This window comes from Dietzia sp. (assembly GCF_036741115.1).
Classification (GTDB): Bacteria; Actinomycetota; Actinomycetes; order Mycobacteriales; family Mycobacteriaceae; genus Dietzia.
The window spans coordinates 55,768-69,842 of the sequence record NZ_DAINST010000004.1 but is presented as its reverse complement, the minus strand read 5'-3'; the positions used below and the strand labels follow the sequence as shown (position 1 = coordinate 69,842).

14 protein-coding genes are annotated in these 14,075 nt (G+C 67.6%); 3 read left to right on the top strand and 11 right to left on the bottom strand.

What is annotated here, in order from left to right; genetic code table 11:
- The first annotated feature begins 184 nt into the window (after window positions 1-184).
- Window positions 185-748, top strand: a complete 564-nt coding sequence (locus V7E05_RS01415; protein ID WP_333617891.1) for a dihydrofolate reductase family protein — start codon at window positions 185-187, stop codon at window positions 746-748.
- Window positions 749-768: 20 nt separating this feature from the next.
- Here V7E05_RS01415 and V7E05_RS01410 read toward each other — a convergent pair whose 3' ends face one another.
- The 3 genes from V7E05_RS01410 to arr form a co-directional block, all read right to left on the bottom strand.
- Window positions 769-906, bottom strand: a complete 138-nt coding sequence (locus tag V7E05_RS01410) for a hypothetical protein (protein WP_333617890.1) — start codon at window positions 904-906, stop codon at window positions 769-771.
- Between the two features lie 62 nt (window positions 907-968).
- On the bottom strand, window positions 969-1,553 hold the full coding sequence (locus tag V7E05_RS01405) for a class I SAM-dependent methyltransferase (protein ID WP_333617889.1): 585 nt from the start codon (window positions 1,551-1,553) through the stop codon (window positions 969-971).
- Window positions 1,554-1,649: 96 nt separating this feature from the next.
- The gene (arr, locus tag V7E05_RS01400) at window positions 1,650-2,054 is read right to left on the bottom strand and encodes an NAD(+)--rifampin ADP-ribosyltransferase (RefSeq protein ID WP_333617888.1); all 405 of its coding nucleotides are present in this window, start codon (window positions 2,052-2,054) and stop codon (window positions 1,650-1,652) included.
- Window positions 2,055-2,249: 195 nt separating this feature from the next.
- Here arr and V7E05_RS01395 point away from each other — a divergent pair, with 195 nt between their 5' ends.
- Window positions 2,250-2,651, top strand: coding sequence for a VOC family protein (locus tag V7E05_RS01395; RefSeq protein ID WP_333617887.1), 402 nt, complete (start codon window positions 2,250-2,252; stop codon window positions 2,649-2,651).
- 69 nt (window positions 2,652-2,720) lie between these two features.
- Here the strand turns inward: V7E05_RS01395 and V7E05_RS01390 are convergent, their stop codons facing one another.
- The 8 genes from V7E05_RS01390 to betT all read right to left on the bottom strand — a co-directional run bounded on the left by V7E05_RS01390 (window position 2,721) and on the right by betT (window position 12,087).
- Window positions 2,721-3,218, bottom strand: coding sequence for a mycothiol transferase (locus V7E05_RS01390; protein ID WP_333617886.1), 498 nt, complete (start codon window positions 3,216-3,218; stop codon window positions 2,721-2,723).
- A 714-nt stretch (window positions 3,219-3,932) separates the two neighbouring features.
- The gene (locus tag V7E05_RS01385) at window positions 3,933-4,508 is read right to left on the bottom strand and encodes a 1-acyl-sn-glycerol-3-phosphate acyltransferase (RefSeq protein ID WP_333617885.1); all 576 of its coding nucleotides are present in this window, start codon (window positions 4,506-4,508) and stop codon (window positions 3,933-3,935) included.
- A 99-nt stretch (window positions 4,509-4,607) separates the two neighbouring features.
- Window positions 4,608-5,603, bottom strand: coding sequence for an LLM class flavin-dependent oxidoreductase (locus V7E05_RS01380; RefSeq protein ID WP_333617884.1), 996 nt, complete (start codon window positions 5,601-5,603; stop codon window positions 4,608-4,610).
- A gap of 58 nt (window positions 5,604-5,661) precedes the next feature.
- Window positions 5,662-5,811 carry a hypothetical protein gene (locus V7E05_RS01375; protein WP_333617883.1) on the bottom strand — a complete coding sequence of 50 codons (150 nt, stop codon included), beginning with the start codon at window positions 5,809-5,811 and terminating at the stop codon, window positions 5,662-5,664.
- Between the two features lie 180 nt (window positions 5,812-5,991).
- The gene (locus V7E05_RS01370; protein WP_333617882.1) at window positions 5,992-6,297 is read right to left on the bottom strand and encodes a hypothetical protein; all 306 of its coding nucleotides are present in this window, start codon (window positions 6,295-6,297) and stop codon (window positions 5,992-5,994) included.
- Between the two features lie 356 nt (window positions 6,298-6,653).
- On the bottom strand, window positions 6,654-8,231 hold the full coding sequence (locus tag V7E05_RS01365; RefSeq protein WP_333617881.1) for a GMC family oxidoreductase: 1,578 nt from the start codon (window positions 8,229-8,231) through the stop codon (window positions 6,654-6,656).
- Window positions 8,232-8,361: 130 nt separating this feature from the next.
- On the bottom strand, window positions 8,362-9,852 hold the full coding sequence (locus V7E05_RS01360; RefSeq protein ID WP_333617880.1) for an aldehyde dehydrogenase family protein: 1,491 nt from the start codon (window positions 9,850-9,852) through the stop codon (window positions 8,362-8,364).
- A 33-nt stretch (window positions 9,853-9,885) separates the two neighbouring features.
- On the bottom strand, window positions 9,886-12,087 hold the full coding sequence (gene betT, locus V7E05_RS01355) for a choline BCCT transporter BetT (protein WP_333617879.1): 2,202 nt from the start codon (window positions 12,085-12,087) through the stop codon (window positions 9,886-9,888).
- Window positions 12,088-12,501: 414 nt separating this feature from the next.
- Between betT and V7E05_RS01350 the strand changes: the two genes are divergently transcribed.
- On the top strand, window positions 12,502-13,938 hold the full coding sequence (locus V7E05_RS01350) for an MFS transporter (protein WP_442891561.1): 1,437 nt from the start codon (window positions 12,502-12,504) through the stop codon (window positions 13,936-13,938).
- Window positions 13,939-14,075: the final 137 nt, after the last annotated feature.

The following is a 14,075-nucleotide window of genomic DNA, read 5'->3' as shown; positions in this document are numbered from 1 at the left end:
GTGCGCCCGCTCACCCTTCACCCCATCGCGCATGACGGCGGACGTCCCTCACGCCCGGCGGACCGCTGCCGCCCCCGGCCGGTTCCATTCGAAGAGCACGTAAAGCCAGGGCCCCGCGCTAGCCTGGGCAGCGAAACCGGCGGGCATTACCGCCCGCCGAGTCCGTCAACGAAGGGCACCCGCCATGGGAACTCTGAGCTATACCGCTGCGATCTCCGTTGACGGCTTCGCCGCCGATGCCGACGGGGATTTCCAGTGGACCGCGCCCGGGGGCGAGGTTTTCCGCTTCCACATCGAGCGCCTCGCGAAGGTGTCCACCGAGATCCTCGGGCGGACCACCTACGAGCTGATGCACTACTGGGAAACCCCACCCGAGGGCGAGGAATGGGGCGAGGACGAGCACGAGTTCGCCCGGCGCTGGCAGGCTCTCGACCGCATCGTCGTGTCCACGACGCTCGGCACCTCCGACGTGCACGGCGAGCGCACCCGCCTGGTCGATCACCTCGAGCTCGACGAGCTTCGGCGCATCGTCGACGAAGCCGAGCACGAGGTCGAGATCTTCGGTCCCACCACCGCGGCCCCGGCGATCCGTGCCGGCCTCGTCGACGACTTCCATCTGCTCATCGTCCCCAAGGCCGTGGGCAGCGGGCTCGCGGCCTTCCCCGCGGACGCGAACGTCGACCTTCAGCTCGCCGAGCAGCGCCTCTTCGACGACGGCACGGCATACATGCATTACACGAGGAAATAGCCGCGCGGCCCAGGTGCGCCTCACGCCCGAGCGATAGCGAGATCGTCGCCGCCGACAGGGCTGAGCCCGTCCGTGCGCCCGGAAAAGTAGCGATCGTGGAGATCCGCCGACGTCACGACCTGCACGTCGGTGAATCCCGCCTCGCGCGCCAAATCCATCGCCTCGTCCGGGGTGAGGAGGATGTGCCACGGGTGCCCGCTCTCGGCCGCCCCCTTCTTCGCTATCTCGAGGATCGGCCGGACCTCCGGGGAGCCGATTCGACGGGCTGGGAGAACGAGAACACGAGCTGCGATCCCGTACACAGCGAATGGGCTTCCCGGAACGCGGCGACGAGGGCCTCGCGCGTCAGGTATATGGTGACGCCGAGCAGCGAGACCAACGCCGGAGACGCGGCGCCCAGCCCTGCGCCGCGGAGCGCTTCGCCCCACGCAGGCCCTGCCTCGAAGTCGAAGAGCACGTAGGTGGTCTTCGCGTCGGAGAGGAGGCCGAGCTCGGCGAGCCGCGTGCGCTTCCACGCCTGCGTCGCCGGCGCATCGACCTCGAAGACGCAGACGCCGGACACGCTTCGCTGCGCGAAGCTGTCGAGGCCGGCACCGAGGATCACGTACGGGCCGACCTCGGACTCGGCGAGGGCGTCGTCCGCGGCCCGCTGCCGGGCGACGACCGAGGCGCAGTTCGTCGCCGTACGAACGGGATCCATATCGGGGCGGTCGCGCCAGCCGGCGTCGGGGTCGACGAGCGCGAGCCCGATGGTGTCTTCGACGACGTGCGGGGCGCGTCGACGGCGACGTGAAGGGCGCGCCACAGTGCCGCGCGCGTGGCGGTCGAATCGGGAAGTCCGGGATCTCGTTCCTCGGCCATGAGCGTCCTTTCGATTCTCCACGCGCGAGCGCGTCCGCTCCTAGTTGATGATCCCCGCGCTGTCGTCCATTGCCGCGACCCGGTCCCTCCACGCCTGTAGAGCCTCCGGCGAGAGGCGCGGCCAGTCGTGCACCTCGGCGACCACGCGCAGGGGATTGGAACTGCGGCACGAGCGCGTCGGGTTGCCGGGGAATTTCTTGTCGGTCACGTTGGGGTCGTTCTCGAATTCGCCGGTGGGTTCCACCAGGTAGACGCGCGGTTCGCCGTCACCAGCCGCAAGCTCGGCGGCGAGACCCGCGCAGTCATGGAGGGCCGTGAAGCAGATGTGGTTCATCACGATCTCGGGGCGATAGTTCGAGCGGTGCCACGCGGTGAGGAGGTCGCCGGGGAGCAGGTCGGCCTTGGTGCCGTGGAAGAACGGGCCGTCGTCGAGGGGGTGGGACATCGCGAGAAGCGTCGCCGAATCAGGATTCCGGCAGCGCGGCAAAATCCTTCTTGATGCCTCGGTACCAGACCATTCCCTTGATCGGGTTGCGCCACCGCTTCTTTATCTCTCGTTCCTCGGGTCGGTGCACTGATCATTGCCCATGCGCGCCCGTGGCGCATCCCCGTTCGCGGCGACCGAGGGCACACTGGCGACATGCCCAACATCGCGCAGGTGAATCTCGTGGTCTCGGACATCAACCACAGCCGCAGCTTCTACGAGCTCCTCGGAGTGTCCTTTCTCGGCCGGGACAGAACCGGGAACGGGGCACCGGAAGCTTGGGTCTCGCAGAACATCGGAATCACCATGGTTCTGCATTCCACGGCATTTGCGGCATGGTGGGACCCTTCGTCTCCTCAACCCGCGCGCGGCTCGACCCAGGTCGATCTCGAATTCGACTCGAGAGAAGAGGTGGACGCGATCCTCGGCAGGCTTCAGGAGCAAAGATCGACCGTCGTCACACCTGCCCGTGAGATGCCTTGGGGGCAGCGATTCACCGTGGTGGCGGATCAGGACGGAAACCGGGTCGGGCTCAAGGCGCCCCGCTCGTCGAGCTAGGGAGAGTGCCGCCTGTGCATGACGCCGGGCGGCGTGTTTGCCGGGGGCGGGCGAGGGGAACGAAGGAATCTATGCCGTGAGGGCGCCGGCGACGTAGGCCGCCTGGCCGACGTGGATGGCCGCGTCCTCGATCAGGGAGACGAGGCGGACGCCGCGGCTCACGGGCGGGTCCCAGGACTCGTCGACGATCACGTCGAGGTCGGATTCCGAGAGTGTCGTGGAATATGCGACGACCGCCTTCATAACCGCTTCGAGATACGAGACGAGCAGATCCTGGTCGCCGACCTCGATCTGCGCGGCCTGCTCCGGGGTGTGGCCGTAGCCCATGGTGTCGCCGATCGCGCCGAGGCCGAAGCGCTCGCGGTACGCGCCCCACACCTCGTCCTCGCCGCTGAGCGCGGAGAGCTGGACGTCCGCCTCGCGGCCGCTGTGCCACAGCAGCCAGGCGATGGAGTTGGGGTGGCCGTCGGGGCGGGCGGCGAGCTGCTCGGCGGTGAGGGAGGGGAGCGACCGCGCGGAGGCGGCGGGGCGGTTGGCGATGTCGACGAGGAGATCCTTGGCGTCCATGGGTCCCATTGTGCGCGCGATCCGGCCGCGTGGGGGCTCCGGTTACGCTCGGCCAAAGAAAGTTAAAAGAAACTATTTAAATGCAAGCTTCGTATACACGGTGCGCTGCAAGGCGATTGGGGCGGCGGAGGCGTACCCAATCCTACTATAACGATGTTCTGCATTAACGTTTCTAACAGCTGGGGCTATACATGTCTGCGGGAGTCAACAAGGATCCCCGCCCACTCGAATCCGGAAGGAACCTACATGCGCTCCTCGCGTTTCGCGGCCCTCGCCGCCACCAGCGCCCTCGCCGCCGTCACCGTCCTCGGCGGGGCCGGTATCGCCCAGGCCTAGTATTCGCTGCCCGGCGGCTCGCTCGGCGACGCGGGCAAGGCCTACGCCGCGGCGAAGGATGTCGGCCAGAACTTCGAGTCTGCCGAGGACAAGGCCACTGACACGAAGACCAGTGTCGCCTGGACCGCGATCCCCACCGCCAAGGACGAGCACCGCGCCGGCGCCTCTGCACCTACGGCACGGGAACGGACAAGAAGCAGCTCGTCGCGTTCGACTTCGAGGGCCCGTCGAACTTCGGCGAGTACGTCGACGACTTTGTTTCCGCGATCGACGACTTCGGCTCGCTCGGCTCCGCGAGCTAACGCAGCGCGTAGTCAGCCTTGCGGATTAGCGGCCTCGGCACCTCTACAGGTGTCGAGGCCGTTTCCGTGTCGAGGGCTACTCCTTGCCACTCTCGTCTCGGAAGCGCGGCTCAATCGCCTTCTTCGGGTGGAACCCGGATTTGTCGGAGTAGAACGCGCGGATGCGGTCCATGTCCGCGGCTACGTCCCCGGTCAGCTCGAACGTCGGCCCCAGTCCGGTCGTGCGGGTGCTCCGGTCGACGAAGCCGAGGGTCACGGGCAGCCCGCTCTCCCTGGCGATCCGGTAGAAGCCTGTCTTCCAGTGCGTGTGCCCGCCGCGCGTCCCGTCGGGCGTAATCACGAGCCCGAACGGCGCGCCCGTCCGCAGCTCGTCGACGAGCTCTGTGACGACGGCCCCCGCATTGTTTCGGTCTACGGGAATCCCGCCGAGCGCACGCATAAATGGCCCGGCGGGCCCGCGGAACAGCACGTCCTTGCCCACCCACTTGATGCGCATTCCCAGGCGCCACGCGATCCCGAGCATGAGGATGAAATCCCAGTTCGACGTATGCGGCGCGCCGAGCAGGACGGTGGGGCGCTCCGGGGCGGGCTGGGTGACCAGCCGCCAACGGCAGATCTTCCAGTACGCGCGGGCGATGAGGCGGCGGATCATGGGCCCAACGCTAGCTCAGAACCGTCGCCGGCTACTTCGAATTTTCCGCCGATAGCGCGCCCACGCCGCCTGCCGGCGCGGGCGCCGAGAACCGGCGCCCTACCTCGCCGGGTCGAGCTCGGCCGCGGCCGCGATGTCGAGGGCGCCGAGGCGCTCTTCGGCGGAGCGGCCGTGGAAGGCGAGCATAAGCTCGTCCGCGCCGGTCTGCGCCTGGATCTGCACAAGGCCGGCGCGTACGTCCTCGGCGTCGCCCACGGCGCGCACGCGCATCATGTTGGTGATCTGGCGGCCCTGCGGCGAGTCGACAATCAGCTCGAGCTCGTCGTCCGTAAAGGGCCGGGCCTCGGCGTTCGCGCGCTTGACGAAGCTCGCGACGCGCCGCTTGAGCACCTCGCGCTCGATCTCGGCGGCCACCTCGCGGTCCGTGTGCGCCACGACGTTCGCGCCGACGATCGCGTACGGCTCCTCGAGCTGCTCGGACGGCTGGAAGTTCTCGCGGTAGGTGGCAAGCGCCTGGGTCATCTGGTCGGGCGCGAAATGCGAGGCGAACGCGTACGGCAGCCCAAGTTGCGCGGCGAGCGAGGCGCCGAACAGCGAGGAGCCGAGGATGTAGAGGGGCGGCGGCGTCGCGGCCACCGGCGCGGCGCCGACGCCCTCGATGGGCTTGCGCCCGGCGAGGAACTCCTGCAGCTCGACCACGTCGGAGGGGAAGCGCTCTGAGGCCATCGGGTCGCGGCGTAGCGCGCGGAATGTCTTCTGGTCGGTGCCGGGCGCGCGGCCAAGCCCGAGGTCGATGCGGCCGGGGTGGAGCGCGGCGAGGGTGCCGAACTGCTCGGCGATCACGAGCGGGGAGTGGTTGGGGAGCATCACGCCGCCGGCGCCGAGGCGGATGCGCTCGGTGTTCGCGGCGACGTGGGCGATAAGGACGGAGGTCGCGCTCGAGGCGATCGAGGGCATGTTGTGGTGCTCGGCGTACCAGACTCGCTCGAAGCCCGCGCCTTCCGCGCGCTGCGCCAGACGGACGATATCGGCGAGCGCGGTCTCGTAGCTCGTGTCGGGGTCGGCGGGGGCAAGGTCCAATACGGAAAGTTTCATACTGATTCCAACCCCGGCCCGCCGCCACACATTCCCGCCGCCATATTCCCGCGGCGACTCAGGTCTTGCCGACGGCCTCGCCGTTCAGCCTGGAGTTGTGGAGCTCGGGCATGATCATCACGGCGCCGACCTTCCGCTGCAGCAGCTCGCGGGAAATCGACCCCAGCACCGTGCCCGCGAAGGCGCCCCGGCCGCGCGTGCCGACCACCGTCAGGGGAGCGGAGCGGGCGTGCTCGGCGAGGGGGGAGATGGGATCGTCGAACCTCAGATCGCTGCCGATCTCCAGCTCGGGGAACCGCGACCTCAGCCAATCCCGCTCGGCGCCGAGCCACTCCTCGAGCTCGGCGCGCCGCTCGCCGACCTGCGGCCTGCGGACGACCTCCCTGTATCAGCCGCCGATGGAATCCGGCGGCGGCATGACCGTCAAAATCTGCAGGCCGCTCCCGAGGGTCTGAGCCGCCTGCGCGGCCTGTAGTTCGACGGTCCTGCTTGCCGCGGAGCCGTCGACGCACGCGGCGACCCTCCTATCGTCCCCGGCCGAACCTCCGCCACGCGAGCCCTCGGTGGCAGGGACCACCTCGACCGGAGACGCGGCGTGGGGCGGAAACGCCGTGGCCACGGAGCCGACGAGCATCCCGGGGAACCCGCCGTGGCCGCGGGAACCGAGCATGGTGAGCTGCGCCTCGGCCGACATGCGCCGCAGCACGTCGGTGGCGTGCCCCGTGGCGAGGTGGAATGCCGCCTCGCTTCGAAATCGCCGCCGAGCTCGCCCACGCGCTCGCGCGCGGAGTCGAGCGCGGCGACGGCATCCGGGGAACCGTCGAAGCCGGCGAGGACGCCGAGCGGTCGGTCTGCCGGATCGAAGCGCGGAACGCGGCCGGTACGGGCTGTTGCGGTACTCACGGATATCCCCTCCGCGGGGGCTTTCGCCGTGCCGATGATGATGGTGCCCCCGCTGACGAGGCCATCATCACCTGCTCCCGATTCTACGAGGATGTGTTGCACATCACAGCTCCCGCGGGTGGGTTCGGTCGCGCGCCCGGCGACGCTCTACTCGCCGCCCCGGATCAGGTCGGCGGCGCGCTCGCCGATGAGCATCGTGGTGATGTTCGGGTTGACGGCGGGGAGCTGCGGCATCGCGGACCCGTCCGCGACCCGCAGGCCCGTGACCCCCTTGACCCGCAGCTCGGGATCGAGCGGCGACTCCGGATCGTCCACGGGACCCATGCGGCACGAGCCGGCCGGGTGGTACACGGTGTTGTGTGTCTTGGACACATAGTCCGCGATCTCCTCGTCGGTCTGCACCGCCTCGCCCGGGAAGAGCTCGCGGCCGCGGAAGCGGTCCATCGCCGGCTGCGCGACGATCTCCCGGGCCTTGCGGATCCCGGCCACGGCCACGCGCATGTCGTGGCCGTCGGGGTCGGTGAAGTACCGGGGGTCGACCTTCGGCTTGTCGCGGTAGTCGATCGAGCGCAGGCGAACCGTGCCGCGCGACTCGGCGTGCGTCACGTTCGGGGTCAGCGCGAAGGACTCCGGCGAGGTGGGGTAGCCGCGGCGGCGCGTGTGCATGTCGAAGGGCACGGAGCCGTAGTGCATCATCAGGTCCGGCAGGTTCTGCCCGCCGACGGTGTCGACGAAGATCCCGATCTCCCACCACTGCGTGCTCTCGCGGGTCATCGGCTCGGCGCACTCCCACGAGATCACCGCCTCGGGGTGGTCCTGCAGGTGGGAGCCCACTCCCGGCGAATCGACGCGCACGTCGATCCCGAGGGAGCGCAGGTGCTCGGCCGGCCCGATTCCCGAGAGCATGAGCAGCTTCGGGGTATCGATCGCGCCGGCGGAGAGGATCACTTCGCGCCGCGCGCGCAGCTCGGAGGAACGCCCGAAGGCGTTGTCGACGTACTCGACGCCGGTAGCGCGCTGTTCGGAATTGAAGAGGATCTTCGACACCCAGTGCCCGGTGAGCACGTGGAGGTTTTCCCGGTCCTCGACCGGGTGGATGTAGGACACCGAGGAGGAGGCGCGCGTGCCGTCGGGCTTGCGGTTGACCTGGAACCAGTTCGCCCCGTCGACCACGGTTGCGAACTCGTTGAACTGGACGCGCGGGATGCCGTCCTCGGAGCAGGCCTCGAGCAGCGCGACGCCGACCGGGTCCTCGGGCGGGACGTCCATGATGTGCACGGGGCCGTCGGTGCCGTGGCCCTCGGTGCCGCGCGCGTTGGTCTCGAGCCGGGGGATCAGCGGCAGGATCGACGCCGCGTTCCAGCCGGTGGCGCCGAGCTCCTCCCATAGGTCCATGTCCTCGGCCGGCGGGTGGAAGGCGATGCAAGAATTGTGCGAGGAGCAGCCGCCGAGCACCTTGGCGCGGGCGTGCCGCATAAAGTCGTTGCCGTTCTCTTGCGGCTCGATAGGGTAGTCCCAGTCGAGCCCCGATTCGAGGAGCTCGGGCCAGCGGTTGAGCTGGAGGACCTCGTCGTGCTCGGAATCGTGGTCGCCGGCCTCGAGCAGCGCGACGGTGACCCCGGGGTCCTCGCTGAGCCGCGAGGCGACGACGGCGCCGGCGGAGCCGCCGCCGATCACGATGTAGTCGTACTCGGCGATGGGGTTCTCGGAACGGGGTTCGCTCACGGGTTCTCTCCTTCGTGGGTGGGAAAGGAAGGTGGATGACGGCGGACGCCGGGGTCTCCCCGGCGGGCGCAGCAGGCCAAGGCCGGTTCTCGGCCCGGTGTTTGGTGTCCGGTGTCCGGTGTCCTGTGTCCTACTTCTTCGGGAACCAGCCGGAGACCGCAGGCTCGGTGTTCTCGTAGATGTGCTTGGCCTCGCGGTATTCCTCGAGACCGGTGGGGCCGAGCTCGCGGCCGATGCCGGACATCTTGAATCCGCCCCACTCCGCCTGCGGGACGTAGGGGTGGTAGTCGTTGATCCAGATCGTGCCGTGGCGCAGCGCGCGGGACACGCGGTTCGCGGTCCCGGAGTCCGAGGTCCACACGGCGCCGGCGAGCCCGTACTCGGTGGAGTTCGCGATCTCGATGGCCTCGGCCTCGGTGGAGAAGGTCTCCACGGTGATCACCGGGCCGAAGCCCTCCTCGATCACGGCGGGGTTGTCGCGATCGCAGCCGACGAGAACGGTGGGCGCGTAGAAGAAGCCCTTCTCGTGCTCGGGCCCGCCCCAGTTGCCGCCGGTGCGGAGGGTGGCTCCGGCGGAGACGCCGCGCTCGACGTAGTCGGTGACCTTGTCGCGGTGCGCGGCGGAGATCAGCGGGCCGGTTTCGGCCTTCTCGTCGAACGGGCCGCCCATGACGATGCCCTCGGCGCGGCTAACGAGCTCGTCGACGAAGCGCTCCGCGATCGACTCCTCGATGACGAGCCGGGTGCCCGCCGAGCAGACGAGCCCGGAATCGAGGAAACCCGCATTGAGCGCGTTGTCGACGGCGGCCTCGAAATCGGCATCGGCGAAGACGACGTTGGGGTTCTTCCCGCCGAGCTCGAGCGCGACCTTCTTGATGCCCGGCGCTGCGGCCGCCGCGATCGCGCGCCCGGTGGCGAGGCCGCCGGTAAACGAGACGAGGTCGACGTCCGGGTGGCTGGACAGGGGAGCGCCGACGGTCTTTCCGTCGCCGAGCACGAGGTTCGCCACGCCCGCCGGGAGGCCGAGCTTGTCGAGCACGTCGAGGATGAGGATCGTCGTGTGCGGGGTCATCTCCGAGGGCTTGATCACGAAGGAGTTGCCGCACGCGAGGGCGGGCGCGATCTTCCACGAGGCCTGGAGCAGCGGGAAGTTCCACGGCGTGATCATCCCGCACACACCGATCGGCTCGTAGACGACCTTGGAGATTACCGAGGGATCTCCGGCATCGACGAGGCGGCCCGGGTGCTGGTCGGCGATCTTGCCGTAGAAGCGGAAGCATGCGGCAATATCGTCCATGTCGCCTTCGGCCTCGACGAGGCGCTTGCCCGTGTCGAGCGCCTCGGCCCGGGCGAACTCGTCCTTGCGGCGCACGAGCTCGTCGGCGACCGAGAGGAGGAGGTCGCCGCGCTCCACGGCCGGGGTGGAGGCCCACTCGCCGCGCTCGAAGGCGCGGCGCGCGGCGGCGATGGCCACTTCGGTGTCGGCCGCCGTGGCCTCGGAGACCACGCCGACCTCGGTGCCGTCGGCTGGGCACACGATGGTGCGGGTCTCGCCGGACGACGAGGGGACCCAGCGGCCGTCGATGTAGAGAGTGGCAGGTGCCTGTGCGTTGTCGCTCATTGCTCGTCCTGTCGTTGTTCGCGGTTGGTGTCGTTATTCGTCGCGGTCGTCGTGTTCGGCGCCGGCCGTGGGGCCTGCCGAGGGGGAGACCCTGTCCGTGTCGATCCATTCCTCGGGGACGTGCGCGGTGACCCCGCCGGTAGTGGCGCCCATGTCGCCGCTCATGTCGAGGTACGTGATGTGCCCGTCATACGCATCGAGCACGTCGGTGATCACCTGGTCGCGCGTGAGCCCCATGATGTCCCGGCCGCGTGAGCCGAAGATCGAGAAGACCTCGAGGCGGTAATACGTGTCCCGCACCGCCGAGAGGTTGACTGCGAAGCTCGGCAGAGCATAGGCGACCGGATACGCCTGGTACTTGAAATCGTCGGTGTCGGGGAAGCGCACTACGAGGTCGACGTACGGGATATCCGAGTCGGGGTGGGCACCGCGGTGGCAATGGACGTCGACCCCGAGGGCGTCGAGCTCTGCGGCGACCTCTTCGACGGCGGGCGCCGCGACGTCTTCGACGAATTCGCGGACCTCCGTGGCGGAGGCGTATTGGTGGCGCCGGCGGAGGCGCTCGCGCCAGTTACCGCGGTCTCCGCCGTCACGAACACGCGAACCGAGCACGTCGGGAAGCGCCGCTCGCCTCGAATCGAGGCTGAGGTGCTCGGCGCGCAGCACGCGGAAGAGGCTGACCATGATGAGGTACACGAGCAGCGAGAGTGGTAGTCCGACTACGACCGTCGCCGCCTGCAGCGTGTAGACGCCGTCGATAAAAAGCATGACTAGCGTGAGCGCGCCGGTGATCACGGCCCACACGATGCGCAGCCACGGCGCCCCGTCGGAATCCGCCATGGTCGGCCGCGAGGTCATGTTCGCCATGACCAGCGAACCCGAGTCCGCGGAGGTGACGTAGAAGAACAAGCCGGTGATCACCGCGAGCGCGATGGTGAAGGTCGCCCCGGGGTACTGCTCGAGGAGCAGGAAGAAACCCGATTCTGGCTGGTTGACGGCGGTGTCGAGGAATTCGGTATCGCCGAAGTGCTGTAGCGCCGCATTCCCGAAGATCGACACCCACAGGAGGATGAAGGAGAAGGGGATGAGCAGCACGCCGACGACGAACTGGCGAAGCGTGCGTCCGCGCGAGATGCGCGCGAGGAAGAGGCTGACGAACGGGGCCCACGCGATCCACCACGCCCAGAAGAACAGCGTCCAGTCGTTCATCCACTGTTCCGGCGGATAATCCGCCGAGCCCGGGGAATAAGCAAAGGTGCGCATGAGCATCGACGGGAACGAGGCGAAGAAATCGCCGATGTTCTGCACGAGAGCGTTGAGGAGATCGGTGGTCTGTCCCGTGAAGAGCACCCACAGCATGAGGAAGACCGCGAGGAGCACGTTGAGCTCGGAGAGGCGACGAATTCCCTTGTCGACACCGGAGACGGTCGAGGCGATGGTGATGAACACGGCGAGGGCCATGAGGCCGATCTGCACCGCGAGGGAATTGGGAATGTCGAAGATCTCGGACAGCCCGTAATTGAGGAAGACGACGCCGATTCCGAGCGACACCGAGATGCCGAAAATCGTGCCGAGGGTCGCGGCGATGTCGATAGTGTGGCCCGCTGCCCCGTGGATGCGGCGGCCGAAGATCGGCGCGAGTGCGGAGCGGATCGAGAGCGGCAGGTGATACCGGTAGGCGAAGAGGCCAACCGCCATGCCCATGAGCGCGTACATCGACCAACCCGGCACACCGTAATGGAAGATTGTCCAGATCGGCGCCATGCGCGCGGCCTCGGGGGACAGGGCCTCGACGTCCGGCGGGGTGAGGTAGTTCGTGGCCGGCCCCGAGATGCCGAAGAACATGAGGTCCACGCCGATGCCCGCAGCGAAAAGCATGGCCGCCCACGTGAACATGTTGAATTTGGGCTTCGAGTGGTCGGGGCCCATCTTCGTGCGGCCGACAGACGAAAAAGCCACGACCAACACGAAGATCACGACGATCGTCGCGGTGAGCACGTAGTACCAACCGAAATTCGTGGCGATCCAATCCTTCGCGCCGAAGATCACGGTCTTCGCGGAATCCGGCCACACGGCGCAGAAGAGCACGAACGCGATGATGATCACCGAGGTGCCGAAAAAGACGGGCCAATTGACGGCGGAATGCGCGCTTCCTTCGGGGGAGGGGGCGGCAGACGGATCGGCAGTACCGTCCGTTCGTTCCTCGTGCTCCGGCGGATTCTCGGCGCTTCCCACTGGCGTCCTCTCGTCTCGGCGTCGACTCGCTTGCGACCGGGTTGGCTCGCTTGTGCTCGCGTCGACTGGCGTTGGTTCGCGCGGGGTCTCCGGGCAAACGGTACGAGATTAAGGGTACGCAAAGCCTGATGGCGGGCGAAGGCGGCCGTGGTGCCGAGCGCGCCAACCGTCCGAGTCCGGTCGATAACGTTCGCATTACGAATGCGAGTGGGAAGAATTGTGCCGGCCGGCGTCCTCAACAGTGTGAATGCGGGAAACGGGCATTTATCCGGTCGCCTCTGGAGCTTAATTCCACGTGCTCATCGTTTTACTTGGATTAACCGAAAGCCTAGCGTGGGCTCGTCCGTTTCCGAATATGGTGACCTTGGTCATGACCCCGGTCATGGCGTCCGAGACGTCACTGGAGGGTACATAGTGTCCGACAATGAAATATCGACCCCGTCTGCGAATCAGAACAGCGGCGGTAGCTCCCATGAGGAGCACGAGGTCGACAAGTCAGTCCTACACAAGGCCATCGCGGCCTCGGCGATGGGCAATGCAACGGAATGGTTCGACTACGGCGTCTACTCGACGGTGGCCGTCTACATCACGATGAACTTCTTCCCCGGCGGCCTCGAGTCGATCGGCACGATGCTCGGTCTCGCCGTGTCCTTCGTTCTGCGCCCGCTCGGCGGCTTCGTTTGGGGCCCCATCGGAGACAAGCTCGGCCGCAAGTCGGTCCTCGCGCTCACGATCATCCTCATGTCGGTCACCACGGCGGCGATCGGCCTCATCCCGACTCATGAGCAGATCGGCGTGTGGGCCATCATCCTGCTGTTCGCACTCCGCATCGTCCAGGGCTTCACCACCGGCGGAGAGTACGGCGGCGCGGCGACGTTTATGGCCGAATATGCGCCGGACAAGCGGCGCGGACACTATGGCTCGTTCCTCGAATTCGGCACCCTCGCCGGCTTCGTCGGCGGCTCGGGCATCGTGCTCATCCTCCAGACGCTGAGCACCGACGAGTTCATGAACACCTGGGGCTGGCGCATCCCGTTCTTCTTCGCGCTCCCGCTGGGCCTCATCGGTCTCTACCTCCGTTCGCAGCTCGACGAGACCCCGGTGTTCCAGGAGTTCGTCGAGGAAGAGAAGGCCGAGACCAAGTCGGTGAAGGAGAACTACAAGGATCTCTTCACAACCCACTTCAAGCAGGTCGCCATCATGTTCGGCATGGTCACGGCGCTCAACGTGTCCTACTACACGCTGCTTACGTACCAGCCGACCTACTTGTCCGATCAGCTCGGCATCGAGGGCAACCACGCCACGATCGTCATGATCGTCGGCCAGGTCGTCATGATGGCGATGATCCCGTTCCTCGGCAGCCTCTCCGACCGCGTTGGACGCAAGCCGATGTGGTGGACCTCTCTCATCGGGCTGTTCATCATGGCCGTGCCGATGTACCTGCTCATGCGCCAGAGCTTCGGCTGGGCGATCGTCGCGTTCGTCGTGCTCGGAGTGCTGTTCATCCCGCAGCTCTCCACGATTTCCGCGACCTTCCCGGCGATGTTCCCGACCACGGTGCGGTACGCGGGCTTCGCGATCTCGTACAACCTCGCCACGGCAGCCTTCGGCGGCACCGCTCCGCTCATTTCCGATTCGGTGATCGCCGGTACCGGCTTCACGCTGTTCCCCGCCGTGTTCATGATGATCGCCTGCGTCATCGGCATGGTCGCCGTCTACTTCATGACCGAGACCGCGGGCGCCTCGCTCCGCGGCGACGGCGTGCCGGGCGAGTGCCCCGAGAACCTCTCGCCGATCGGTGAGAAGCGTGCCGGCCGTACCGAAGGCGAGCTCACCGGCAGCGAGGCCTAGCCGCACCGCCCCGGCGTCGCGCGCGCCGCAGCTCGCAGGACCGCTACGCGGGCAGCGCGGGTGGCTGACGATAACGCCGGATGACGGCGAACGCCCCGGATCCCTTCGAAGAGGAGGATCCGGGGCGTTCTCTATTC

What these genes read in the sequence shown, in the direction of transcription:
- V7E05_RS01380 (WP_333617884.1), bottom strand. Translation starts at nt 5,603, where the DNA reads ATGAAACTTTCCGTATTGGACCTTGCCCCCGCCGACCCCGACACGAGC.
- V7E05_RS01370 (WP_333617882.1), bottom strand. Translation starts at nt 6,297, where the DNA reads ATGTCGGCCGAGGCGCAGCTCACCATGCTCGGTTCCCGCGGCCACGGC.
- V7E05_RS01415 (WP_333617891.1), top strand. Translation starts at nt 185, where the DNA reads ATGGGAACTCTGAGCTATACCGCTGCGATCTCCGTTGACGGCTTCGCC.
- V7E05_RS01410 (WP_333617890.1), bottom strand. Translation starts at nt 906, where the DNA reads ATGGATTTGGCGCGCGAGGCGGGATTCACCGACGTGCAGGTCGTGACG.
- arr (WP_333617888.1), bottom strand. Translation starts at nt 2,054, where the DNA reads ATGTCCCACCCCCTCGACGACGGCCCGTTCTTCCACGGCACCAAGGCC.
- V7E05_RS01395 (WP_333617887.1), top strand. Translation starts at nt 2,250, where the DNA reads ATGCCCAACATCGCGCAGGTGAATCTCGTGGTCTCGGACATCAACCAC.
- V7E05_RS01385 (WP_333617885.1), bottom strand. Translation starts at nt 4,508, where the DNA reads ATGATCCGCCGCCTCATCGCCCGCGCGTACTGGAAGATCTGCCGTTGG.
- V7E05_RS01360 (WP_333617880.1), bottom strand. Translation starts at nt 9,852, where the DNA reads ATGAGCGACAACGCACAGGCACCTGCCACTCTCTACATCGACGGCCGC.
- V7E05_RS01390 (WP_333617886.1), bottom strand. Translation starts at nt 3,218, where the DNA reads ATGGACGCCAAGGATCTCCTCGTCGACATCGCCAACCGCCCCGCCGCC.